At 41.5% G+C, this 24,983-nt stretch carries 26 protein-coding genes; 24 read left to right on the top strand and 2 right to left on the bottom strand.

What is annotated here, in order from left to right:
* Window positions 1-148 precede the first annotated feature (148 nt).
* From ABE547_RS05655 to ABE547_RS05630, 6 genes are all read left to right on the top strand, one after another.
* Window positions 149-1,240 (top strand): Xaa-Pro peptidase family protein, encoded by a 1,092-nt coding sequence (locus ABE547_RS05655; protein WP_347377845.1) that lies wholly within the window; start codon window positions 149-151, stop codon window positions 1,238-1,240.
* Between the two features lie 15 nt (window positions 1,241-1,255).
* Window positions 1,256-2,230, top strand: a complete 975-nt coding sequence (locus tag ABE547_RS05650; protein ID WP_347377844.1) for an ABC transporter ATP-binding protein — start codon at window positions 1,256-1,258, stop codon at window positions 2,228-2,230.
* Between the two features lie 38 nt (window positions 2,231-2,268).
* Complete coding sequence (locus ABE547_RS05645) at window positions 2,269-3,234, top strand: oligopeptide/dipeptide ABC transporter ATP-binding protein (protein WP_347377843.1); 966 nt, start codon at window positions 2,269-2,271, stop codon at window positions 3,232-3,234.
* Window positions 3,235-3,252: 18 nt separating this feature from the next.
* Window positions 3,253-4,431, top strand: a complete 1,179-nt coding sequence (locus ABE547_RS05640) for an aminotransferase class V-fold PLP-dependent enzyme (protein ID WP_347377842.1) — start codon at window positions 3,253-3,255, stop codon at window positions 4,429-4,431.
* Between the two features lie 12 nt (window positions 4,432-4,443).
* Window positions 4,444-5,727 carry an L-serine ammonia-lyase, iron-sulfur-dependent, subunit alpha gene (locus tag ABE547_RS05635; protein WP_347377841.1) on the top strand — a complete coding sequence of 428 codons (1,284 nt, stop codon included), beginning with the start codon at window positions 4,444-4,446 and terminating at the stop codon, window positions 5,725-5,727.
* A 75-nt stretch (window positions 5,728-5,802) separates the two neighbouring features.
* On the top strand, window positions 5,803-6,453 hold the full coding sequence (locus ABE547_RS05630) for a GntR family transcriptional regulator (protein WP_347377840.1): 651 nt from the start codon (window positions 5,803-5,805) through the stop codon (window positions 6,451-6,453).
* An 82-nt stretch (window positions 6,454-6,535) separates the two neighbouring features.
* Here ABE547_RS05630 and ABE547_RS05625 read toward each other — a convergent pair whose 3' ends face one another.
* Window positions 6,536-7,120, bottom strand: a complete 585-nt coding sequence (locus tag ABE547_RS05625; protein ID WP_347377839.1) for a Maf family protein — start codon at window positions 7,118-7,120, stop codon at window positions 6,536-6,538.
* Window positions 7,121-7,300: 180 nt separating this feature from the next.
* On the opposite strand from ABE547_RS05625, the gene ABE547_RS05620 reads away from it, so the two are divergent.
* The 6 genes from ABE547_RS05620 to ABE547_RS05595 are packed head-to-tail and all read left to right on the top strand — an operon-like array spanning window position 7,301 to window position 12,133.
* Window positions 7,301-7,837 carry a prolyl-tRNA synthetase associated domain-containing protein gene (locus ABE547_RS05620; protein WP_235250148.1) on the top strand — a complete coding sequence of 179 codons (537 nt, stop codon included), beginning with the start codon at window positions 7,301-7,303 and terminating at the stop codon, window positions 7,835-7,837.
* Between the two features lie 41 nt (window positions 7,838-7,878).
* The gene (locus ABE547_RS05615; protein WP_347377838.1) at window positions 7,879-8,580 is read left to right on the top strand and encodes a pentapeptide repeat-containing protein; all 702 of its coding nucleotides are present in this window, start codon (window positions 7,879-7,881) and stop codon (window positions 8,578-8,580) included.
* A gap of 9 nt (window positions 8,581-8,589) precedes the next feature.
* A complete protein-coding gene (locus tag ABE547_RS05610) occupies window positions 8,590-10,308 on the top strand; it encodes an ABC-ATPase domain-containing protein (RefSeq protein WP_347377837.1) in 1,719 nt (572 codons plus the stop codon).
* A 53-nt stretch (window positions 10,309-10,361) separates the two neighbouring features.
* Window positions 10,362-10,955: a 16S rRNA (guanine(966)-N(2))-methyltransferase RsmD gene (gene rsmD / locus ABE547_RS05605; RefSeq protein ID WP_347377836.1), complete on the top strand. Its 594-nt coding sequence runs from the start codon at window positions 10,362-10,364 to the stop codon at window positions 10,953-10,955.
* Window positions 10,949-11,425 carry a pantetheine-phosphate adenylyltransferase gene (gene coaD / locus ABE547_RS05600; protein WP_347377835.1) on the top strand — a complete coding sequence of 159 codons (477 nt, stop codon included), beginning with the start codon at window positions 10,949-10,951 and terminating at the stop codon, window positions 11,423-11,425. The genes rsmD and coaD overlap by 7 nt, the downstream gene beginning before the upstream one ends.
* 21 nt (window positions 11,426-11,446) lie before the next feature.
* Window positions 11,447-12,133: an ATPase gene (locus ABE547_RS05595; RefSeq protein ID WP_347377834.1), complete on the top strand. Its 687-nt coding sequence runs from the start codon at window positions 11,447-11,449 to the stop codon at window positions 12,131-12,133.
* A 15-nt stretch (window positions 12,134-12,148) separates the two neighbouring features.
* Here the strand turns inward: ABE547_RS05595 and ABE547_RS05590 are convergent, their stop codons facing one another.
* Window positions 12,149-13,078 carry a nucleoside recognition domain-containing protein gene (locus tag ABE547_RS05590; RefSeq protein WP_347377833.1) on the bottom strand — a complete coding sequence of 310 codons (930 nt, stop codon included), beginning with the start codon at window positions 13,076-13,078 and terminating at the stop codon, window positions 12,149-12,151.
* Window positions 13,079-13,200: 122 nt separating this feature from the next.
* Between ABE547_RS05590 and ABE547_RS05585 the strand changes: the two genes are divergently transcribed.
* From ABE547_RS05585 to hisD, 12 genes are all read left to right on the top strand, one after another.
* Complete coding sequence (locus ABE547_RS05585; protein WP_347377832.1) at window positions 13,201-13,914, top strand: M23 family metallopeptidase; 714 nt, start codon at window positions 13,201-13,203, stop codon at window positions 13,912-13,914.
* A gap of 71 nt (window positions 13,915-13,985) precedes the next feature.
* Window positions 13,986-15,362 (top strand): RsmF rRNA methyltransferase first C-terminal domain-containing protein, encoded by a 1,377-nt coding sequence (locus ABE547_RS05580; protein WP_347377831.1) that lies wholly within the window; start codon window positions 13,986-13,988, stop codon window positions 15,360-15,362.
* Window positions 15,362-16,090 carry a pseudouridine synthase gene (locus tag ABE547_RS05575; RefSeq protein ID WP_347377830.1) on the top strand — a complete coding sequence of 243 codons (729 nt, stop codon included), beginning with the start codon at window positions 15,362-15,364 and terminating at the stop codon, window positions 16,088-16,090. Before ABE547_RS05580 ends, ABE547_RS05575 begins: the two co-directional genes overlap by 1 nt.
* Window positions 16,065-16,748, top strand: coding sequence for an HAD family phosphatase (locus ABE547_RS05570; protein WP_347377829.1), 684 nt, complete (start codon window positions 16,065-16,067; stop codon window positions 16,746-16,748). Before ABE547_RS05575 ends, ABE547_RS05570 begins: the two co-directional genes overlap by 26 nt.
* The gene (locus ABE547_RS05565) at window positions 16,748-18,667 is read left to right on the top strand and encodes a YgiQ family radical SAM protein (RefSeq protein WP_347377828.1); all 1,920 of its coding nucleotides are present in this window, start codon (window positions 16,748-16,750) and stop codon (window positions 18,665-18,667) included. The genes ABE547_RS05570 and ABE547_RS05565 overlap by 1 nt, the downstream gene beginning before the upstream one ends.
* Before the next feature lie 15 nt (window positions 18,668-18,682).
* The gene (locus ABE547_RS05560; protein WP_347377827.1) at window positions 18,683-19,447 is read left to right on the top strand and encodes an SDR family NAD(P)-dependent oxidoreductase; all 765 of its coding nucleotides are present in this window, start codon (window positions 18,683-18,685) and stop codon (window positions 19,445-19,447) included.
* Window positions 19,448-19,469: 22 nt separating this feature from the next.
* A complete protein-coding gene (locus ABE547_RS05555) occupies window positions 19,470-20,045 on the top strand; it encodes a hypothetical protein (protein ID WP_347377826.1) in 576 nt (191 codons plus the stop codon).
* 51 nt (window positions 20,046-20,096) lie between these two features.
* A complete protein-coding gene (locus tag ABE547_RS05550; protein WP_347377825.1) occupies window positions 20,097-21,140 on the top strand; it encodes an RluA family pseudouridine synthase in 1,044 nt (347 codons plus the stop codon).
* A complete protein-coding gene (locus tag ABE547_RS05545) occupies window positions 21,098-21,646 on the top strand; it encodes a Holliday junction resolvase RecU (RefSeq protein ID WP_347377824.1) in 549 nt (182 codons plus the stop codon). Before ABE547_RS05550 ends, ABE547_RS05545 begins: the two co-directional genes overlap by 43 nt.
* 80 nt (window positions 21,647-21,726) lie before the next feature.
* Window positions 21,727-22,980, top strand: a complete 1,254-nt coding sequence (gene hisZ, locus ABE547_RS05540; RefSeq protein WP_347377823.1) for an ATP phosphoribosyltransferase regulatory subunit — start codon at window positions 21,727-21,729, stop codon at window positions 22,978-22,980.
* A gap of 6 nt (window positions 22,981-22,986) precedes the next feature.
* On the top strand, window positions 22,987-23,625 hold the full coding sequence (hisG, locus tag ABE547_RS05535; protein ID WP_347377822.1) for an ATP phosphoribosyltransferase: 639 nt from the start codon (window positions 22,987-22,989) through the stop codon (window positions 23,623-23,625).
* A gap of 56 nt (window positions 23,626-23,681) precedes the next feature.
* A complete protein-coding gene (hisD, locus tag ABE547_RS05530; RefSeq protein WP_347377821.1) occupies window positions 23,682-24,977 on the top strand; it encodes a histidinol dehydrogenase in 1,296 nt (431 codons plus the stop codon).
* Window positions 24,978-24,983: the final 6 nt, after the last annotated feature.

Below are 24,983 nucleotides of genomic sequence, written 5' to 3'. Positions count from 1 at the left end.
TCGTGTGTGGGATGTTTGTGTGGTTACTTATATTTTACCATGAGTGGAGAGAAAATTTATATATAAACAGCGAGAAAACCCAGTAAAATCAATGGGTTGCGGCATTTAACAAATGCCTAAAATATATAGATAATAAGGAGAGTAATTTATGAGTATTCCTGAAAGGTTCGAACGGGTAAGATTCGAAATGAAAAAAATCGGGGCAGATTGTCTTGTGGTTTCTCCATCTTCCGATTTGCGATATTTAACTGGATTTTGTGGAATTTCACTTGAAAGACCTGTTTTACTTATTTTAACAATGGAAAAAGCATGGTTCGTTGTACCAGAGTTTGAAAAAGAGAATTTGTCTTTACAGTTAAAAGAGTCTGTTATCATTGTTGGATGGAAGGAGAATGAAGATCCGTATAAGAAAACAAAACATTATTTAGAAGAGGAAGATATTCAAAAGATTCTGGTAAATAATCAAATGCCTGCAATTATGGTTTATCGCTTACGTAATATTTTTTTTAATCAAGAAATAATACCCGCAGGAGTTTTACTCAGCAATATTAGAGCAATAAAAAATGAAGAAGAGTATGAATGTCTGAAAATTGCACAGAAATTGTCTGGAAATGCATTGATTAGATTAATCAATGAAGGAATATGCGGTAAAACCGAATTAGAAGTGGGAAGAAATTTAAGAGAATATTTATGTCAGGAAGGATTGGAGTGCAGTGGAATTCCTCTGGTTGCATCAGGAAAAAATGGTGCCCTTCCTCATCATAGCGCAGATCATACCGTAATTCGCGAAGGAGATGCTGTTATTATTGATTTTGGTGGTTGTTATAAAGGATATTATGCAGATATCACAAGAACGGTTGCGGTTGGTAATATACAGAATGAGTTTAAAATAATATATGATATTGTGAGAAGAGCTAATGAATGCGCGGCAAAACAGGTAAAACCTGGAGTGACCGGAGAAGAATTGGACATGATTGCTCGAAATATTATTGAACAGGCAGGATATGGAGAATATTTTACACATCGTCTGGGTCATGGCATAGGGTTGGATATCCACGAAGAGCCTTATATTGTGATAGGAAATAATCTTGCTCTTCATGAAGGCAATGTTTTCTCTAATGAACCTGGTATCTATCTTCCGGGGAAATTTGGAATTCGTCTGGAAGATGTGTTGTTTCTTCGAAAAGATGGTGCTGAATGTCTGACCGATCTGCCACATGATATTTTAATATCAAAATAGGAGAGGGGCGAGGAAATGGGAAGAGAAATACTCAGAGTAGATAATCTGGTGACAGAATTCTGGGGAGAATCACATCCGGTAAAAGCAGTAGATGGAATTTCTTTCCACGTTAATGAAGGAGAAGTGCTTGGGATTGTTGGAGAATCTGGTTGTGGAAAAAGTGTAACATCTATGTCTGTTATGCGTTTGATACCTGAACGTGCAGGAGGTGTTACAGCAGGAACAATTACGTTTGACGGAAACGATGTATTGGCAATGAGCAAGAAAGAGTTTTCGAAAATAGAAGGAAAAGAACTGACAATGATATTTCAAGAACCATTGTCTTCTCTAAACCCACTATTAACATGTGGATTTCAAATAGTAGAATCCTTACGTTATCATGAAAAAATCAGTAAAAAAGATGCATGGAAACGTGCGGTGGAGCTTCTTGATATGGTTGGAATTCCGATGCCTGAGAAACGTGCAAAGGAATATCCGCATCAGCTTTCTGGCGGAATGCGCCAAAGAGTGATGATTGCAATGGCAATAGCAGGAAATCCAAGATTATTAATAGCAGATGAACCAACGACGGCATTGGATGTTACCATTCAGGCACAGATATTAGATATACTGAAAAGACTGCAAAAAGAGAGAAATATGGCAATGATGTTTATTACTCATGATATGGGAGTTATTGCTGAAATGTCTGATCGTGTTATTGTAATGTATGCGGGAAATATCGTAGAAGAGGCTCCTGTTAAACAGTTTTTCAAAAATCCGCTGCATCCTTATACCAGAGGTCTCTTGAGAGCAATTCCAAGACCTGATAAAAAGCAAGAGCGTTTGTTTATGATAGAGGGAACTGTACCAGGGTTAAACGATCAGTATAAAATAAAAGGATGTAAATTCTGTGATAGATGTAAATGTGCACTTCCGGTATGTAAAGAAAAAAGACCAAATATGAAAGATATGGGGAACGGACAAAAGACTGCTTGTTGGCTTTATTCGTAAACATAATAAGTTGCATCTGTTAAGAGAGGAGATAGAAAATGGAACTACTTTTTGATATATGTCATGTTTCTAAATATTACTCTGCAAAGTCAGGAGCATTTTCTTTAGATCATCGGGTAGTAAAGGCAGTAGATGATATTAGCTTTCAGATTTATAAAGGAGAAACGATAGGCATTGTTGGTGAGTCTGGATGTGGAAAAACAACACTCGGAAAATTAATTTTGCATTTATTTGAACCAACAACTGGAGAAGTTTTATTTCAAGGACAGGATATTCTAAAGTTAAAAGGGAAAGAACTTCGGAAGTTTAGAAAACATGCGCAAATTGTCTATCAGGATCCATATACTTCTTTAAATCCGAGAATGAAAATTGGTGATATTATTGGTGAACCATTAAAAATACAAAGATTAGGAAATAAAGATGAAATTAAAGAAAAAGTATATGAAATGTTGAAAGTTGTAGGTCTTGCAGAAGATTTTTATGACAAGTATCCATTTGAATGTTCAGGAGGACAGCGACAGAGAGTAGGGATTGCAAGAGCGTTGATTTTAAAGCCGGAGTTGATTGTATGCGATGAAGCTGTGTCTGCGCTGGATGTTTCAACACAGTCACAGATTATTAATCTTTTACAAGATATTCAGAAGGAATTTGGAGTAACTTATATGTTTATTTCACATGGATTGTCGGTTGTCCGTCATATATGTAATCGAGTAATTGTCATGTACTTAGGACAAGTTGTAGAAATGGCTGATTGTGAGGAATTGTATGAGAATCCATTGCATCCATATTCTCAAGCATTGTTTTCTGCTATTCCGATTCCGGATCCAGAGGTGAACATAAATAGGATTATGTTAGAAGGAGATGTGCCAAATCCTGTAAATGTTCCGAAAGGTTGCGCTTTCCATACCAGGTGCAGATATGCGACAAAAAAGTGTAAAGAAATTCGTCCGGAATTGTGTGATGTAGGGGATGGACATAAAGTATCCTGTCATTTACATATTTGATAGAAGAGAGGAAATGTTATGGATATAAAAAAGGTTAGAGAAGATACACCTTGTGAAAACATATATTTCAATCATGCCTCCACATCTATTCCACCTATTCCTGTTATTGAAGCTTCACAGGATTATTATCGTATGGTTATGCGTTACGGAGCAACTAGTAAAAAAGCAGAAGAATTGACAGCAATAAGATATAATGGCGCAAAACAGAAAATGGCAAAGTTTATTAATGCTGATCAGGAAGAGATTATGCTTTTGCCAAATGGTACTGTGGGTATTCATATAGTTGCACAAGGAATGCAGTGGAAAAAGGGACAAAATATAATATTAGATTCTATGAGCTTCATCAGTAATACAGCACCATGGATACAGGTGGCGAAATCGTATGGACTGGAAATCAGATGGATTCCCTCAAAAGTACCAGGTATACTGGATATCCATAAAATGGAAAACTTAATAGATAAGAATACGGCTTTGATTAGTGTAACGCATGTGGCGAATAGTCTTGGTGTACTACAGGACATTGAAAAGATTGGAAAAATTGCTAATAAGTATCAAATACCATATTGTGTTGATGCAGCAGGATCCCTTGGCGCAGTATCGCTTGATGTTAAAAAAATTAAATGTGATTTTTTGACAGCATCTGGAAGAAAATATCTTCGAGGGCCTTCTGGGACGGGAATTTTATACGTAAAAAAAGAAAAAATCGTAGAACTAAATGGATGGGTACCAGCCTGGAATAGCGGTGTCTGGGATTATAACGAAAGTAATTTTTCGTTTTATGAAAATATACAACGCTTTAATTATGGTGAAAAAAATTATCCGGGCATTTTTGGCATTGCAAGGGCAGTAGAATATATTGACGAAATTGGTGGCATTCTTGAAATTGAGAATAGAGTTTTTGAATTGATGGAATATCTGTTTAATAAATTAAAAGAAATTAAAGAAATTGAAATTATTGGTCCACAGGATGTATTTTGTCGTCGGGGTACAATGGGATTTATAGTAAAGGGAAAAAAATGTGGAGAAATAGCGGAATATTTAAATCATAATGGAATAGGAATGATGGGACATCACTTTTTCTGTCCAGGTGTATGCCAGATTTTTGAAATTGAAGGAACAGTGAGGATTTCTCTCCATTATTGGAATACAGAAGACGAGATAGATCAACTGATAACATTATTAAGTCAAATCGTATAAGGAGGGTATAGCATGGAATATGAAGATAGGTGTTTTATTGAATTATTAGAAAAAGAGCTGATTCCGGCGTTCGGGTGCACGGAACCCATTGCTCTTGCTTATGCGGCAGCCTATGCAAGAGACATATTGGAGTCTATACCTGATAAAATAGAAATTATTGTTAGCAACAACATTATAAAGAATGTTAAAAGTGTTACGATTCCGAATACAAATGGACTTCGTGGAATTGAAGCCGCAGTAGCAGCCGGAATTATTGGAGGAAATACGGAAAAAAAATTGGAAGTTATAGAGGATATGACCTGCGAACAGATAAACGATATAATAGAATATCTTCAATATGTACCAATTCATGTAATGGCAAGTAGAAGTGAAGAAGTATTTGAAATTGATGTAAGAGAATGGTCAGGAAAAGATTTGGCTGAAGTTAAAATTATAAAAGAGCATATGAATGTTGTGCTTGTAAAAAAGAATGATACTGTAATATATATAAAAGAAAAACATTTGGAGGAGGAAAAAGGAGAAGATTTTCTTACAATTGAAAATATTATCAAATTTGCAGACAATGTTCCGTTTCAAAATATTGCATCTCTGATTCGTAGACAGGTGGAATATAATATGAAAATTGCAGAGGAAGGGATAGAACAAGAATATGGAGGAGCTGTTGGAAAGACATTACTTAGTTGTGCCAATGGTTCTGTCAGAGAAAAAGCGCGAGCATATGCTGCTGCAGGCTCAGATGCAAGAATGAATGGATGTACCCTTCCGGTTGTGATCGTTTCAGGTAGTGGAAATCAGGGCATAACAGCCTCTGTTCCAATTATTGTTTATGCAAGAGAAAAAGGATATGACGAGGAAAGAATGATTCGAGCAATTGTTATTTCCGATTTACTTACAATATATCAAAGACAATTTATTGGAAGACTGTCTGCATACTGCGGCGCAGTAAATGCAGGGTGTGCAAGTGTTGCTGGAATTTCTTATCTGGAAGGCGGAGGATTTAAAGAGGTGGCACATACATTAGTGAATTCATTAGCAGTGGTATCTGGAATTATTTGTGATGGGGCAAAATCTTCTTGTGCTGCAAAAATTGCATCAGCCATAGACGCAGGTTTTTTGGGTTATACAATGTATCAAAATAATAAAGAATTTGTGGGTGGCGATGGAATTGTTACCTGTGATGCTGATGAAACAGTAAAAAATGTAGGTATACTGGGAAGAGAGGGAATGAGGCAAACAGATCAGAAAATTGTAGATATTATGCTGAAAAGAACAGTAAATAAAAATAGTGCTTTGTAAATATATGGAAATTTTATTTAAAATATTATAGAATATTTATATGATATATATGACATACAAAATGAGGAGACGCCTATGTTTGAAAACATAAAATTAAAAGATCAAATATACGAAAAGGTTTTAAACGAGATTACGGAAGGGTATTACCAACAGAATCAAATTATTACAGAACGAGAATTAATTGAAAAGTATGGAGTCAGTAAATCGCCGGTAAGAGAAGCGCTGATTGAACTTTGCAATGAAAAAGTGTTGGAAAGTCGTCCGAGAATGGGATATCAGATAAGACCTATTTCAGTAAAAGAGATATCTGATATTGTTGAGTTACGAGTAATTCTTGAATTGGCAGCGTTGAAAAAGACATTCCTTATATTGAACGAACATCATATTCGGCTCTTGAAAGAAAACCTTTCTCGAGCAAATGAGATTCATGAAGGGAAAAATATGATGAAACACTGGAAAAGCAATATAAGCTTTCATCTCCTTTTGTGCAGTTTTTGTGAAAATTCACAGATTTATGCAGAAGTAGAAAGAGCACTAAAGTTTTCTTACCGTGGTGCAATCCAGTATTTTTCTGTGTCCTGGAGTCATCGACATGATACGAAGGCGCAACGCCATAAAGAACTTATAGAAGCAATGGAGAAGAAAGATATAGAATTGTCCTTAAATATTTTAAAGGAAGACATTGAAGATTTGAAACGAGAAATTATAGAAGATTTAAACGGATAAAAATCACTGTTTGGAGAAAGAAAATCTCCAAACAGTGATTTTTTTAAACAATGTATTTTGTTGAATAAATTAAATTCTCTTTTTACATAATCTTGAGGTTTTTCATCTCCTGATAGAGTCTTCCGATCGGAAGCCCCACTACATTGTTATAGTCTCCGGATATTTCTTTGATATGAATGGCAAAAGGCCCCTGAATACCGTATGCGCCGGCTTTATCCAGTGGATCCCCGGTATCAATATAAGAGAGAAGTTCTATGCGGGAGACCGGATAAAAGGTCACATCAGTCCTTTCATAAAAATCATGGGTATATGTCTGATTATTTTTGTGGATTGTAAGAGACACCCCTGTATAGACCTGATGTGTACGGTCTGACAACATAGAAAGCATATCAAGTGCTTCCGTCTCATCTGCAGGCTTTCCAAGAATCTCTTCATTATATACAACTACCGTGTCTGCGCCGATGATGACAAAGTCCTCCCGGTGCGTTTGAACATATTGCTCATAGACATTCCATGACTTCTGATGTGCCAGTTCCATGACAACCTTACAGGGAACCGTCTGCGTGATCTTTTCTTCCACATCAGATGGAATTACTTCATAGGAAAGACCGGCCTGCGTCAGCAGTTCACGACGACGCGGAGAAGCAGATGCTAAAATATATTTCATGTTAAAATACTCCTTTTCCTCTTGCTGTACATGTATCATATTATAACACAGTCTTGTCCGGATTATCAAACACTGTACAGAGAAAGATGTATCGTTTGCAAAGAATCATAAGATTCGCTATAATGTAAAAAAGATAAACAGCAGATATATCTAAAAAGATAAAATGGAGGAAATAATATTATGTATATCAGCGAGATCAGAACCAAGGCACCGACAGATGAGAGGATGCCGCTGGAACGAAAAATGTATGATATGTTAGATAAACTGAAGATTCCCTATGAACAGGTAGATAATGATCCGGCTGCATCCATGGAAGAATGTGCTGCAATTGATGAGGCAATCGGTACAGAGATTCGTAAGAACGTATTTTTATGCAATCAGAAAAAGACAACTTTTTTCCTGCTGGTAATGCCTGCCAATAAAGCCTTTGACACATCCTCTTTCAGTAAAAAGCTGGGTGTGTCACACATGTCATTTGCTCCACCGGAAAAGATGCTGGAACATCTTGGAACGACACCGGGATCTGCCAGTGTAGCAGGTCTTCTGACGGATGAGGATGACTATGTTCAGGTTATTATAGATAAAGAGGTTGCGGAGGCAGAATGGTTCGGATGTAATCCGGGAATCAATACCAGTCATCTGAAATTTAAAACCAAAGATCTTCTGAACAAATTCCTGCCGGCGATTCATCACAGGGCAAGAATTGTTGATTTATAGAAAATTGCGGAAGAACAGATGGGAGAAGGAGGGATGGATTCATGCAGAAGGTATCCAGTGAAGAACTTCAGGCAGCTCTTGAAAGCAGGCAAAAAGACGAGAGACTTTCATTTCGGGAAAAATCCTTTTGCAATATGGATCTGACCGGATGGGATCTGCACAATATCGATTTTACATTGAGCGAATTCAGAGATGTGGTTCTGGATGAAGTAAATCTCCAGAACAGCAGTATTGAAAATGCGCTTCTGGATGGTTGTCCAATGAAGCATGTAAATCTGAGAAGAGCCAATATGCGGACGGCATCCATGCGGTATTGTGATATGTCCGGATGTCATATTGAAGGTGCCGATCTGTTTGGTGCAGTTCTGGAATATGCAGTTCTGACCGGAGTTACATCGGATGAGGAGACACAATGGTTTCGCATGCACTGTCCGGAGACAGGTCCGATTCTCGGATATAAAAAATGTTTTAATGACAGGCTGGTTCAACTGCTGATCCCCGCAGATGCAAAGCGAACATCTGCGACGCTTCCGTCTTGCAGATGCAATAAAGCAAAGGTGTTAACGATCAAGAGTTTTGATGCATCGGAAGAATATACGGAAGCCTGGTCCCTGGTAGATGAAAATTTTGTGTATCGAAAAGGGCAATGGGTGGAAGTGCCTGATTTTAATGAAGACAGATGGATGGATTCCACAACGGGAATTCATTTCTGGATGACCAGAGAGGAAGCCATCGGATATTAGGAGAGAAATATGGGAAAGACATCAGAAGAACTTCGACAGATATTAAACAGAATTGATCACAGAGGATATCCGGCGTATAAAGATACAAGAGGTATCTATCAGTTTGGAAGATATCTTCTTGCAATCGAGCATGTCCAGGGAGATCCATTTGCATCTCCGTCCAGATTAAGTGTGAAAGTACCCGGGAAATATGCCGGTTTTCCGGCTGAATTATATGATAAGCCTTATAAACGCATTGCGCTTTCGGATTATCTGATCCGGAGCTTTCAACATCAGACTGACAGGTATTCTTTTCAGGCAAAAGGATCGGGAAAAAGCGGAATGATCTCTGTCACAAGATGCGGACAGGAAATTCTGGATCGAACGGCCTGTACGATTGATGAAAAAAATGGAGATATTACGGTACGATTTGAGGTGGGATTTCCTGCAAATGGCCGAACGATCAATGCAGGGGAGCTGATTCGAATATTGTTCGATTTTCTTCCGGAGTGTGTGGAAAAGGCATTATATTACAAGAAAGCTGACAAGACCAGGGTGCAGAAAGTCATGGAATTGTCGGTTGATCAGGAATACATCCGCAATCAGCTGAAAGAACAGAACCTGATTGCTTTTGTGGCGGATGGATCAATTCTCCCCCGGGAATCGGGTGTATCACAGAGGCCGATGAAACAGGCGGTTGCGTTTCAAAGTCCGGAGTCCATGAAAGTGACGATGAAGCTTCCTTTTCATGGAGAACTGCAGGGAATGGGGATTCCAAGAGGGGTAACACTGATTGTCGGAGGCGGTTATCATGGAAAATCTACGCTCTTGAAGGCTCTGGAATCAGGAGTATATCCTCACATAGCCGGTGATGGAAGAGAATATGTGGTAACGGATCCGTGTGCGGTAAAGATCCGTGCGGAGGATGGAAGAAGTATCCGCCATACGGATATCTCCATGTTTATTAATGATCTTCCGAATGGCAAAGATACGACAGCATTTGATACGGAGGATGCAAGCGGAAGTACTTCTCAGGCTGCAAATGTGACGGAGAGTATGGAGGCCGGTGCGACGACTCTTTTGATTGATGAAGATACCAGTGCAACGAACTTTATGGTTCGTGATGAATTGATGCAGCAGGTCATCCATCGTGATATGGAGCCGATCACACCGTTTATAGAACGTGTGCGGGCAATTTATGATGAATTTGGAATTTCTTCTGTCATCGTAGCCGGAAGTTCAGGGGCTTATTTTCAGGTGGCGGATCATATCATTCAGATGGAACGATATGTGCCAAAGGAGATTACAGAGATTGCCAGAGAAGCGGCATCGGCATACCCAAGGCTTCAGATCCCGCAGGACAAGCTTAAGATGCCTTCGGGAGAAAGAATTGTAAAACCAGATGGAAATCTTCGCCATAAAGGACGAATCAAGATGAAAACAATGGGAAGAGACGGAGTCATGCTGAATCATGACACGATTGATCTCAGATACGTAGAACAGCTGGCAGATTCTGAACAGCTGACCAGCCTGGGGCACATTCTTCGATGTATGGAAGAAGAGATATTTGACGGGCATAAGACGGTAGGACAGGCGGTAGAGGCAGTATGGAAGAAGCTGTGTATGCAGGGACTTTCTGCTGTATGCGAGGGAAGCAGTGTTCCGGGGAATCTTGCAATGCCTCGAAAACAGGAGATCTATGCCTGCGTGAACCGATATCGAAAACTGGGGACTGTTACAAAAAAATAGCCGCCTGAATTGACATTTACATTGCTCATATCTATAATAATGTAGAATCATGTATGATAATAAGGGGATTGTATACTATGAGAGTGATTGCAGGAAGTGCAAGAAGAATACAGTTAAAGACACTGGAAGGAATGGATACCAGACCGACAACAGACAGAATTAAAGAAACGTTATTTAATATGATCGCACCGTATCTGTATGATCGTATGTTCCTGGATCTGTTTTCCGGAAGCGGAGGAATTGGAATCGAAGCTCTGAGCAGAGGTGCCATGGAAGCCGTATTCGTGGAAAAGAATCCAAAAGCAATGGCATGCATTAAAGAGAATCTGAAGCGGACTCATCTGGAGAAAAAAGGAATCACGATGTCTATGGATGTCATGACTGCGCTCTATAAACTGGAAGGAGATAAGCAGTTTGACTATATTTTTATGGATCCTCCGTATGAACATGAGCTGGAACGCAGGGTGCTGGAATATCTTGCGGATTCTGATCTTCTGGCGGATGATGGAGTCGTCATTGTAGAAGCATCCAAGATGACTGATTTTTCGTATGTGGAAGATCTTGGTTACTCCGTCCTGAAAACGAAGGTCTATAAAACAAATAAGCATGTATTCCTTGAGAAGACAGGGAGGAAGGAAATATGTTAAGAGCAATCTATCCGGGAAGCTTTGATCCCGTTACATATGGACATCTGGATGTGATCAAACGATCATCCAAACTGGTAGATGAATTAATTGTCGGAGTATTGAATAATAAGGCAAAAACCCCGTTGTTTTCCGTAGAAGAACGTGTTAAAATGTTAGGTGAAGTTACAAAAGATATGCCAAATGTTAAGATAATTCCGTTCGAGGGATTACTGGTAGATTTTGCACGTAAGACGGGTGCAAGAATGGTTATAAGGGGCCTTCGGGCAATTACGGACTTTGAATATGAGCTTCAGATGTCTCAGACCAATCATAAGATGGAACCTGATGTTGAGACGGTATTTTTGACGACCAGTCTGGAGTACTCTTATCTTAGTTCTACGACAGTAAAGGAAGTGGCGGCTTTTGGAGGGGATATTTCTCAATTTGTACCACCGGTTGTGCTGGAGAATATTGAGAAAAAGCGGAAATAATTAAAAAGGAGAGTGTAGATTATGAGCAGCCGTATTGAACAGATTATTGAAGAAATTGAAGAGTATATTGACAGTTGTAAGTTCCAGCCGTTATCCACAACAAAGATTATTGTTAATAAAGATCAGATGGACGAGCTTCTTCGTGAACTTCGCATGAAGACACCGGATGAGATAAAGCGTTACCAGAAGATCATTGCCAATAAAGATGCGATTCTGGCAGATGCACAGGCAAAGGCGGACAGTCTGATTGAGGATGCTCAGATTCAGACCAGTGAACTGGTCAGCGAGCATGAGATCATGCAGCAGGCCTATGCACAGGCTAACGAGATTGTGACTGCTGCTACTGAGCAGGCACAGCAGATTCTGGATAATGCTACTAGTGACGCCAATGATATTCGTATCGGTGCAATGCAGTATACCGATGATCTTCTTTCTCAGGCAGAGAGCATTATCGGACATACGCTTGATAGTTATACGACCAAATATGATGGTCTGGTTAATTCTCTGCAGGAATGTTATGATATGGTTCGTAATAATCGTGCGGAACTTGAGATCCCAGAACAGTCACCGAGAGGACTGGAAGCTGAGTACGGCAGCGATGGATATGCTGATGCTGGTTATACGGAAGATACTTACTCTAATGATGGCTATGACGATGGCTATCATGAAGAACCGGATATGGATTTTCAGGAAGAATATGACGGTTAATCCGGGATCAGATGTTTACAGGATAATAAAATAAAAACAGGAAAGAAGGCTGGTTACCATTGCGGTAATCAGCTTTTCTGCGATATATGGAAAGATTGGCAATCCGGTTCCGCTGATCATGGATCGGGTCTGTGCAACACAACACCATCCGCCAAACGATGCAAGTGTCAACGAGAGAATACATCTTGTATTGACGGAAAGAAAAGAAGTATTGAGAAGCTGGATTCCGGTTGAGATCTCCAATGAGGAAAGAAGCAGTGGAAACCATTCCGGTGCCTGAGAAAATATAGCTGTTGCAAGCTCAGTGAATACAGAGAACAGAATCATATACCCACCGACTCTGGTGATTGCGTCAAAAGCATTCATAATGCAGGTGTCCGTCAGCCTGCTGGCAGAGCTGGAAGAAGATACAGGAGAGTGGTAAGAATGACAGACTCTGTCATGTACCCCGTAATATCTTCGGAACAGGAAGCTGCACAGTATTGGAGAAAGAAGGGAGATACAGACTGCAGGAAGCAGAATGTCCGGTGTTCCAAGTGTCTGAAGAATGATATAATTCATCAGAAATGCAGGGCTTGTATTATTGCAGAAGGAGAGAAGATAGGAGGCTTCTTCATAAGTAATATACTGTTTTTTTAATAGATCTGAGGTGACCTTTGCTCCCATTGGATAACCACACAAAAAACCGATCAGGAGCGCAAATGTTCCATAGCGGGAGACGCAGAATATCCGGCAGAACAAAGGAGAGATAAGCCTTGCGATCCATTCGACTGCCTGGGTATACAGCATCAGATTGGAAAGAATCATAAAAGGAAGAAGTGTAGGCAGAACACTGTGAAACCAGAGCAATAATCCGGTGCTTGCACCGGCGAACGTCTGGGAAGGAAATCGGAGCATAAGAAGAAAAAATAATAGAATACAGATAGAAAATATACGGCGTTTCATAACAGGGATCCTCGATGCAATATCAATACATTTTATGAGTATGCGATCAATTTATGACAAGTCATAGTAGACAGGATGATGTGCATATAGTAATAGAAATATGTCAGGCAGGAAGTCGGAATATGAAACAGTTGAACGAAGGGAGAATCTTTCTTTTAATACTACTGCTCGCTTTCTTTTCAGTGCTTGGAATCCGGAAGATGGAGGCCTGGGGACGATATCAGACGTTACAGAACAAGACTGTAACAGAAGCGCAATATCGTCAGGACTTTTACAGTGATGCCATGTGGGAAGAAAAAGACAGCCTTTCCAAAGAGTGCATATCTTTACTGGAAAATGTGGAAAATGAAGTGAATTATTACCCGATTCCGGACTCCACTGTGGATAAGTCGCTGACTACATCCTTTACAGACAGCTGGATGGCAGAGCGGGAATATAACGGGACCAGCGGACATGAGGGGACAGATATCATGGCTTCGAAAAATCAAAGAGGCGTCTACCCGGTAATCAGTATGACGGACGGAGAGGTAACGAATCTCGGATGGCTGGAAAAAGGAGGGTACAGAGTAGGAATAACATCTGTAAGTGGTACTTATTATTACTACGCCCATCTTGAGTGTTACAGTAACCTGAAAGAGGGGGATTATGTGAAAGCGGGGGAGTTGCTGGGATACATGGGAGACAGTGGATATGGACCGGAAGGAACGCGCGGAAAATTTGCAGTACACCTCCACGTCGGGATTTATACTCAAAAAAACGGACAGGAAATAAGTGTCAATCCTTACTATGTGTTAAAATCTCTGGAAAATAAAAAATTAAAATATGCTTATTCCTAGAGTTATAACAAAGGATATGTTATACTAAACTACAAAGTGTCTGTTTGACATATGATATGGAGGAAGAATGAATGAATCTGCCTGTTGCATTTGAAGAGAAGATGAAAGAGCTTCTTGGAGAAGAATATGAGGAATATATTGCATGTTATGAAGAACCAAGATATTATGGACTTCGTGTAAATACAGAAAAAATATCGGTGGAAGAGTTTGAAAATATATGTCCGTTTGAGATTACGCCTGTACCATGGATTAAGAATGGATTTTATTATGATGGAGAAAAGGTGTCACCTGCAAAACATCCATATTATTTTGCGGGACTTTATTACCTTCAGGAACCCAGTGCGATGACGCCGGCCAGCCGGCTTCCGGTAGAACCGGGCGATAAAGTGCTGGATGTATGTGCAGCGCCGGGAGGCAAGGCGACGGAATTAGGAGCAAAGCTGCATGGGAAGGGTGTCCTGATCGCAAATGATATCAGCAGTTCCAGAGCAAAGGGGTTGCTGAAGAATATAGAAGTATTTGGGATCGGTAATGTATTGGTCCTGAGTGAAGAACCGGGAAAGCTGGAGTCATATTTCCCGGAATATTTTGACAAAATACTGATTGACGCCCCCTGCTCCGGAGAGGGAATGTTCCGGAAAGATAAAAAAATGGTAAAGGCCTGGGAAGAGCATGGACCGGAATTTTTCAGTAATCTGCAGAGAAATATCATTCTGCAGGCGGCAAGAATGCTGAAACCGGGAGGGATGCTTTTATACTCAACGTGCACCTTTGACAGTCGGGAAAACGAAAGGATCATTGAACATTTAATAAAGAATTATCCGGAGTTTCGTATTCTTGACATGGAGCCTTATGAGGGGTTCTGTCCTGGTATACCGGAAGTTACAGAACAGAAGGATCCCGAACTTCTGAAAACGGTTCGTATCTTTCCACATAAGATGAAAGGAGAAGGTCATTATCTTGCACTTCTCCAAAAAGGTGACCCGGAGCGCTCCGGAGAGTTAAATATGAAAAAGAAGTCCGGCAGGATACCGGAAGATCTTGCAGAATTTATGAAAAAAGTATCCTGGGATCTGGATGCATCCAGACTTGACGTTCATGGAGAACGAATCTATTATATGCCGGAGGGACTTCCGGATGTGAGAGGAATCCGGTTCCTTCGTACCGGCCTGCTTCTTGGAGAACTGAAAAAGAATCGTTTTGAACCGAGTCAGGCATTTGCGATGTGTCTGAAAAAGGAAGAATATGAACAATGTATTGATCTTTCGGCTTCTGATGAAAGAGTGACGAGGTATCTTAAGGGAGAAACTCTGGATGTAGAGGAACTGGTGGATCGGAAAGCAAAAGGCTGGTATCTGTTCTGCGTGGATGGATATCCGCTTGGCTGGGGAAAGCTTGCGGGCGGAATGCTTAAGAATAAGTATCTTCCTGGATGGAGGCTGTGTTAATGATACGTTTGGATAAATATCTGGCAGATATGGGTGTCGGAACCCGGCAGGAAGTAAAAAAACAGATCCGTCAGGGACGGGTGTGTGTAAATGACAATGTTGTAAAATCTGCAGACCTTAAGATCAATGAGGAACTTGATCTGGTGTCTGTAGACGGAAATGTAATCACATATACTACCATGGAATATTACATACTCAATAAACCGGGCGGGGTTGTTTCAGCAACAGAAGACGCACACGATCAGACAGTGGTGGATCTGATCACGGATAAGAAAAGAAAAGATCTGTTTCCGGTTGGAAGGCTTGATAAAGATACGGAGGGGCTTCTTCTGATTACGAATGATGGCGCACTGGCGCACAGACTCCTGTCCCCGAAGAAGCATGTGGACAAGATCTATTATGCAAGAGTGCGCGGAAAGGTTACAGAGGAAGATGTGGAAAGTTTTCGTAAGGGTGTGAATATTGGAACCGCGGAGTGTGAAGAGTGGACCCGTTCGGGAACACTACAGATCTTGAACAGTGCGGATGTATCTGAGATTCGACTTACCATCAGTGAAGGAAAATATCATCAGGTAAAACGGATGTTTCAGGCAGTGCAAAAAGAAGTACTTTATCTGAAAAGAGAAGCAATGGGACCACTTTATCTGGATCCGGACCTTCAGCCGGGAGAATATCGTTCGCTGACAAAAGAGGAGATAGAAAATGTTACAAAGTGGAATGTTAAATAATATAGATGGAATTATTTTCGACATGGATGGGACACTGATAGACTCCATGTGGATCTGGCCGGCTGTTGATATTGATTTTTTTGAAAAATATGATCTTGATCCGCCGGAGAATTTTCAGGTCGGAATGGAAGGGATGAGCTATGCTGAGACGGCACAGTATTTTCTGGATACCTTTCCCACGCTTTCGCTCACTCTGCAGGAAGTGATGGACGAATGGACAGAGATGGCCATGGAAAAATATCTGACACAGGTTCCGCTAAAGGAAGGTGCCAGAGACTTTCTGGATGAGATGAAAAAAAGAGGGATCAAGCTGGGGATCGCAACAAGCAATGGCCGGGAACTGGTGGATGAGACATTGAAAGTATTAGAAATTGCAGAAATGTTCGATTCTGTGGTTACAGCCGGGGAAGTCGGAGCCGGGAAACCCGCACCGGATGTCTATCTGAAAGTGGCTTCCGAGATCGGAATCGATCCGGCAAGGTGTCTGGTGTTCGAAGATGTGCCCATGGGAATTCTGGCCGGAAAAAATGCCGGAATGCGGGTGTGTGCCGTTGAGGATGATTTTTCCAGAGAGCAGAGATCCAGAAAAAAAGAACTGGCAGATTATTATATCTGCGATTATCATGAGATAAAATCTGAGAGTTATGAGGTGCTGTGATGGCAAATGGTTTTTTACCGGTCTGTAAAAAAGATATGGAGGACAGAGGCTGGAAACAGCTGGATTTTGTCTATGTATCCGGAGATGCATATGTAGATCATCCTTCATTCGGACATGCGATCATTACCAGGGTTCTGGAGGCACATGGATATAAGGTGGGCATCATTGCTCAGCCGGACTGGAAAGACAAAAGCAGTATAACGGAGCTTGGAGAGCCAAGGCTTGGATTTCTGGTGTCCGGCGGGAATATGGATTCTATGGTGAATCACTATACAGTGTCGAAAAAGCGCAGGCATACGGATGCATATACACCGGGTGGAGTAATGGGAAAACGTCCGGATTATGCCGCAGTTGTATACAGTAATCTGATTCGGCAGGTTTATAAGAAAACACCGATCATATTAGGGGGAATAGAAGCGAGTTTAAGAAGGATGGCTCATTATGATTATTGGTCTGACAGGCTGAAACGTTCCATTCTTCTGGACTCCGGTGCGGATCTGATCTCTTACGGAATGGGAGAACGTTCCATTGTGGAGATAGCAGATGCGCTGGAAAGCGGAATTGATGTCAGTGATATTACCTTCATTCCCGGAACCGTGTACAAGACAAAAAGTCTGGAAAACGTATATGACGCCGTTGTGCTCCCGGGATATGAACAGATGAAAGCAGATAAGAAGGAATATGCGCGCAGTTTTTACACGCAATACTGTAATACAGATCCGTTTTCAGGAAAGCGCCTGGCAGAACCATATAACGACCATCTTTATGTGATACAGAATCCTCCTTCCGAACCGCTTTCAATGGAAGAAATGGATGAAATATACCAATACCCATATATGAGAACGTATCATCCCTCTTATGAAGCACTTGGCGGGGTTCCGGCAGTATCGGAGATCAGATTCAGTCTGATCAGTAATCGCGGATGCTTTGGTGGGTGCAGCTTCTGTGCCCTGACATTTCACCAGGGCAGGATCATGCAGGTGAGGAGCCATGAATCTTTGCTGGATGAAGCCGTTAAGATTACCAAAGAAAAAGATTTCAAAGGATATATTCACGATGTGGGAGGACCGACAGCGAATTTCCGACAGCCCTCCTGCGAAAAACAGATGACACGTGGCGTCTGTAAAAACAGACAGTGTCTTTTTCCGAAACCATGTAAGAATCTGAAGGTGGATCATTCGGACTATGTGGAACTTCTCAGAAAACTGCGGGCACTTCCGGGAGTGAAAAAGGTATTTATCCGTTCCGGAATCCGATTTGATTATGTAGTGGCGGACCAGGATGAGACTTTCCTGAGGGAATTGTGCCAGTATCATGTCAGCGGACAGCTGAAGGTAGCACCGGAACATGTATCCGATCAGGTACTGCAGAAGATGGGAAAGCCACAGAATCAGGTGTATCAGGAGTTTGTCAGAAAATATGAAAAGATGAACCAGAAGCTTCACAAGGATCAATATCTGGTTCCATACCTGATGTCCTCTCATCCGGGATCCACACTGAGGGATGCGATAGAACTTGCGGAACACATTCGGGATCTGGGGTATATGCCCGAACAGGTACAGGATTTTTACCCGACACCTTCGACGATCTCTACCTGTATGTACTATACGGGGGTTGATCCAAGGGATATGAAGCCGGTATATGTTCCGAAAAATCCGCATGAAAAAGCAATGCAGCGTGCATTGATACAGTACAGGGATCCGAAAAATTATGATCTTGTAATGGAGGCCCTGAAAAAATGCGGCCGGATGGATCTGGTAGGATTCGACAGACATTGCCTGATTCGTCCAAGAAAAATGACTGTGCCAAAGCAAGGATCCGGTTCAAAACAGAGCCCACGTTCCGGCCAGGGATCGGACCTGAAAAACAGAAAGAAAAGATCTATTCGAAATGTGCATAAAAAGAAAAACGGAAAGTAATGGAGAGGCAGACAGATGAAAATAGCATTGATCACAGGGGCATCTTCCGGAATTGGACGTGAATTTGCCGTGCAGATCGCAAAATTATACAGAAACCTCGATGAAATATGGGTGACAGCCAGAAGAGCGGAACGTCTGGAACAATTAAAAAAAGAGTTGGATGTCAGAGTAAAAATATATACAGGTAATCTGTGCGATGATGAGATATACAACAAGATAGAAGCAGCCTTAAAAAATGAAAATATTGAGATTCGCATGTTGGTCAATGCGGCCGGATATGGTAAAATGGAAAAAGTTGACGCAGGCGATCCGAAGGAGCAATGTGGGATGCTCGATGTAAACTGCCGGGCTCTGACACGGATGACGATGCTGTGCATCCCGTTTCTGTCCAGTGGAAGCAGAATTGTGAATATTGCTTCGGCGGCTGCTTTCTGTCCGCAGCCGGGATTTGCAGTGTATGCGGCTTCCAAGTCTTATGTATATAGTTTCTCTCTGGCTCTGGGGGCAGAACTTGAAAAACGTAGCATTACAGTGACTACAGTATGTCCGGGACCTGTTGATACGGAATTTTTTGAACGCGCCGGTGCGCTTCCGTCAAAAGAAAAGGCCGCAGTCCGTGCTTCTGCATCAGAGGTTGTAAAGCAGGCACTTCTGGATTCTGTGAACAGAAAGACGATATCCGTATATGGTATGCCGATGAAATGTGCAAGGATATTCGCAGGGATTCTGTCGGATCGACTTCTTACCAGGATCATGAAACGAATCAATCATATAAACTGAAAACAAAAGAGAGGAAGAGAAGATGAAAATCGAAAAAGGGCAGCCGGGGTATATCAGGGCGAGAAAAGTAAGATATCTGATCTATGCGGTTCTGGAATTCGCAATTGTGATTGCCGTTCTGGTTCTTGGCTATACACAGACAGGTACGAAAATGAACCTGTTTACTATAGTTGCGATTGTGGGATGTCTTCCGGCTGCTAAAATGCTGGTAGAATTTATCACGATGGCACCGCATCAGAGCATAGATTCCGAGAAATATAAAGAGATAGAGAAAAAAGCGAACCTGGTCACCAGAGGATATGATATGATTATTACCAGTACGGAAAAAGTCATGCCGCTGGATGCTGTTGTGATATCCGGACATGTAGTATGTGGTTATACAAGCAGCAGGAAAACGGACGAGGTAATACTTGCAAGACATGTGAAAACAATATTGAATCAGAATCATTATGAAAAAATGACAGTAAAAATATTTCATGATTATACGGCATTTCTTGCGCGTGCGGAGGGAATGAATAATATTGCCTCTGTGGAACAGACAGGTAGCAGAAAAAGGGATAGGGAAATATTAAAACTGATATTAAATATATCTATGTAGAAAGTGGTTCTTGTTAGAACTACTGATATAGATTGCGATGAAGTGGAGAGTATGAAAGAAATTATCATTAAGGAAAACGAAGCAGGACAAAGACTGGATAAGTTTTTAAAAAAGTACCTGAGTGAAGCTCCGGCAAGCTTTATCTATAAAATGCTCCGTAAAAAAAATATTGTTTTGAATACAAAGAAAGCTTCCGGAAATGAACATTTAACACAGGGAGATTCTGTAAAGCTCTTTTTATCCGATGAAACCATTGAAAAATTTTCGGTGAGAGAAACTCTGGCATGTCATACAAAGTCGGAAAAACTGGATATTATATATGAAGATGAGCATGTGCTTCTGATCAACAAAAAGGCAGGCGTCTTGTCGCAGAAAGCCAGGAAAGAGGATGTATCTCTTGTGGAATATGTAACAGATTATCTGGTACAAAGTGGAAAAATCACAAAAGATGATCTGCGTACTTTTCATCCGGCAGTATGTAATCGACTGGATCGTAATACCAGCGGACTTATCGTAGCCGGAAAAAGTCTGGCAGGACTCCAGACGATGGCAGAACTGTTTAAAAAGAGAACATTAAAGAAATACTATCTTTGTTTTGTAAAAGGCTGTATTACAAGACCGGAACATATCTGTGGTTTTCTGAAAAAAGATGAGCGCACGAATAAGGTGCAGATCATTCAGGAAAGAGATCTGCATGAAGGAAAAGGTGGAAAAAAGTGTAAAATGGATGATTTTCTGCCGATTGAGACGGAATATATTCCGGTCGCATGGAACGAGAAATTAACACTTCTGAAAGTACATCTGATCACAGGACGTACCCATCAGATACGTGCGCATCTGGCAAGTACGGGACATCCGCTTCTCGGTGACTATAAATATGGAGAAAAATGCTGGAATGACGAGTACAAAAAGCGTTATCGGATCGAGTCACAGATGCTGCATGCATATCAGCTTGAGCTTCCGGCTGTTGAAGGGGCGTTAAGCGGGCTTTCGAATCAGACATTTACGGCGCCGGTACCGGAGCAGTTCCGGCAACTGATAAAGGAGACATCATGGGAACATGGAATTCAAGAGGCCTTAGAGGTTCTACACTAGAAGAGATGGTCAACCGTACCAATGAGTGGTACCTGGAACGGGGACTTGCGCTGATGCAGAAGATTCCGACTCCGATTACCCCGGTAAAGATGGATAAAGAACACCGGCAGATCACACTGGCGTATTTTGATCAGAGGAGTACCATTGATTATATTGGTGCCGTCCAGGGAATTCCGATCTGTTTTGATGCAAAAGAATGCGTTGCGCAGACATTTCCGCTCCAGAACATTCATGATCATCAGGTAGCTTTTATGGAAGCTTTTGAAAAACAGCAGGGGATTGCATTTGTACTGATCTATTATTCCTCGAAAGATATCCTGTATTATATGCGTTTTGCAGAGCTTAAGGTCTTCTGGGACCGGGCTAAAAACGGCGGAAGAAAAAGTGTCCGTTTTGATGAACTGGATCCCCGGTTTTTCATGAAATTAATGAGAGGATGTTATGTTCCTTATCTGGATGCGGTGAATCTGGATCTGGAACTGAGAGAGGAACTTGACAAAGAGTAGGAAAGTGATTATAATGCAAAGAAGGTTTTTAGCGTGTTAGCACACTAAAGCAAAATTGCTTCACAGAAAATGGAGGACTTATGAAAAATTTATTGCACACTCCGGAAGGAGTCAGAGATATATATAATGTAGAATGTGGAAAAAAGCTTGCATTGGAAGGAAGGCTGAAAAAGGTATTTCATCTGTATGGTTATCATGATATTCAGACTCCTACATTTGAATATTTTGATGTATTCCGAAAAGAGATTGGGACAATTCCTTCTAAAGAGCTGTATAAGTTTTTTGATAAGGAAGGAAATACACTGGTGTTAAGACCGGATATCACACCATCGATCGCCAGGGCGGCAGCGACATTATTCCAGGATGAGAATCTCCCGATTCGACTCTGCTATACGGGCAATACATTTATTAATCATTCCAGTTATCAGGGACGTCTGAAAGAATCGACCCAGATGGGAGCGGAGCTGATCGGCGATGATTCTGTGGAAGCAGATGCAGAGATGCTGGCACTGGTCATCGAATCCATGCTTACGATCGGACTTAAGGAGTTTCAGCTGAACCTTGGAGATGTAGATTATTTTCAGAGCCTGATCGAAGATGCGAATCTTGATGAAGACGCAGAGGAAAGAGTCCGTGAACTGATCAACAATCGCAATTATTTTGGTGTAGAGGAATTTCTGGACAGTATTCAGGTTAAAAGAAGCTCAAAGGAAGCATTTGCGGCATTGAACGAGATGGTCGGAGGCGTGGAGATTCTTGCAAAGGCAAGGAATCTTGCTCCGAATTCCAAGGGCGTTATGGCGATCAAACGGCTGGAAAAGATCTATGATACTTTGAAATTATATGGTGTGGAGAAGTTTGTGACATTTGATCTGAGTATGACCGGAACCTATGGATACTATACAGGTATCATTTTCAGAGGCTACACGTTCGGAACGGGAGATGCTGTGGTAAAGGGCGGCCGCTATGATCATCTGATTGAGAAATTCGGTAAAAAATCTCCGTCCATAGGATTCGCAATCGTAATCGACGAGCTTATGAATGCGCTGACCAGGCAGAAAATACGCATTGTGTATACAAGAAAGAATACATTGATTCTATATGATGAAGAAAAGGCACGGGATGCGATTGCACTTGCAAAAGACTTCCGAAGAAAAGCGAAGAATACAGAACTGATTAAGAAAGCAAAGGACAGACTGCTGGAGGAGTATGTAGAATATGGGAAAGAATATTATGCCGGAAGTCTGATCTATATCAAAAAATCCGGAGAGATCACCATGATCAATCTGGTGACCGGAGAACATAAGATCGTAAATAGTACAGATAGGAGTTAGACAGATATGAGATACCTGACATTTGCTCTGGGAAAGGGGCGTCTTGCCAATCAGACACTGGAGCTGTTTGAAAAAATAGGAATCACCTGTGAAGAAATGAAAGAAAAGGGATCACGTAAGCTGATCTTTACCAATGAAGAACTGAAGCTTCGTTTCTTTCTTGCAAAAGGGCCGGATGTGCCGACTTATGTAGAGTATGGCGCGGCCGATATCGGTGTTGTGGGAAAGGATACTATTCTGGAAGAAGGAAGAAAAGTTCACGAAGTGCTGGATCTCGGATATGGGAAATGTAAGATGTGTGTCTGTGGCTATAAAGATGCAGCGCCGCTTCTTCAGAATCATGAACTGATTCGTGTCGCTACCAAGTATCCGAATATTGCAAAGGATTATTTTTATAATACAAAGCACCAGACAGTCGAGATCATCAAACTGAATGGTTCGATTGAACTTGCACCAATCGTAGGACTGTCTGAAGTGATCGTTGATATTGTTGAGACCGGATCTACATTGCGTGAGAACGGTCTGGAAGTGCTGGAAGAGGTATGTCCTCTGTCGGCACGTATGATCGTCAATCCTGTCAGTATGCGAATGGAGAATGACAGGATCAAAGAACTGCTTATGAAACTTCGTGCACAGGTACAGTGATGCGTATCTGAACAGCCGGATGAAATACAATCAGATAGAAAGGATGAAACGTTAAGATGAGGATATTGCGACTGGATAATCGTACAAAACAGAATATTCTGGAGGATCTCTTAAAAAGAAGCCCGAATAATTATGGTGAATATGAACAGGGAGTAGCTGAAATTCTCGATCGGGTAAAAAAGGAAAAGGATCAGGCAATTTTTGACTACACCCGGAAGTTTGATAAAGCGGATATCTGTGCGGACAACATCCGTGTAACAGAGGCGGAGATTGAAGAGGCTTATCGGCTGGCAGATCCTGCGCTCGTTGAGATCATCAGAAAAGCATTAAAGAATATCAGATCCTATCATGAAAAACAGCGTCAGTTCAGCTGGTTTGACAGTCAGCCGGACGGAACGATCCTGGGGCAGAAAGTGACACCGCTTCACAGAGTCGGCGTATATGTTCCGGGAGGAAAGGCTGTCTATCCTTCTTCTGTACTGATGAATATTGTACCCGCAAAGGTAGCAGGTGTTGAAGAGATTATTATGACAACTCCTCCGGGAAAAGACGGAAAGGTAACACCGAACACTCTGGTGGCAGCACATGAAGCAGGTGCTACTGCAATTTATAAAGTCGGAGGCGCACAGGCAATCGGAGCATTGGCTTACGGAACAGAGAGTGTTCCAAAAGTGGATAAGATCGTCGGTCCCGGAAATATCTATGTCGCTCTGGCAAAAAAAGCGGTATATGGACATGTCAGTATTGATGCGATTGCCGGACCGAGTGAGATTCTGGTCATTGCAGATGAGACTGCAAATCCGAGATACGTTGCCGCGGATCTGTTGTCACAGGCAGAGCATGACGAACTTGCATCTGCAATCCTGGTTACAACGAGTGATGAGCTCGCACAGAAGGTATCCGATCAGGTTGATGGATTCTTAAAGGAACTTTCACGCAGTGAGATCATCCGGAAGTCTCTGGATAATTACGGATATATTCTGGTGGCAGATACAATGGAAGATGCAATTGATATTGCAAATGAGATCGCGTCCGAACATCTGGAGATCCAGACAAAAAATCCATATGATGTAATGACGAGAATCCGTAATGCCGGTGCCATCTTTATCGGGGAGTATTCCAGTGAACCACTGGGGGATTATTTTGCCGGACCGAATCATGTACTTCCGACGAATGGAACCGCAAAGTTCTTTTCACCGCTGTCTGTGGACGATTTTATTAAGAAGTCAAGTATCATCGCATATTCAAAAGATGCGCTTGGTACCATACATAAAGATATAGAAGCATTTGCAGAAGCAGAACAGCTGACTGCACACGCGAACTCAATCAAAGTCCGGTTTGAAAATGAATAAGGAGGC

This window comes from Dorea sp. YH-dor226, assembly GCF_039832105.1.
Taxonomy (GTDB): Bacteria; Bacillota; Clostridia; order Lachnospirales; family Lachnospiraceae; genus Dorea_A.
The sequence above is the reverse complement of the archived record's forward strand: the minus strand, read 5'-3'. Positions and strand labels throughout refer to the sequence as shown.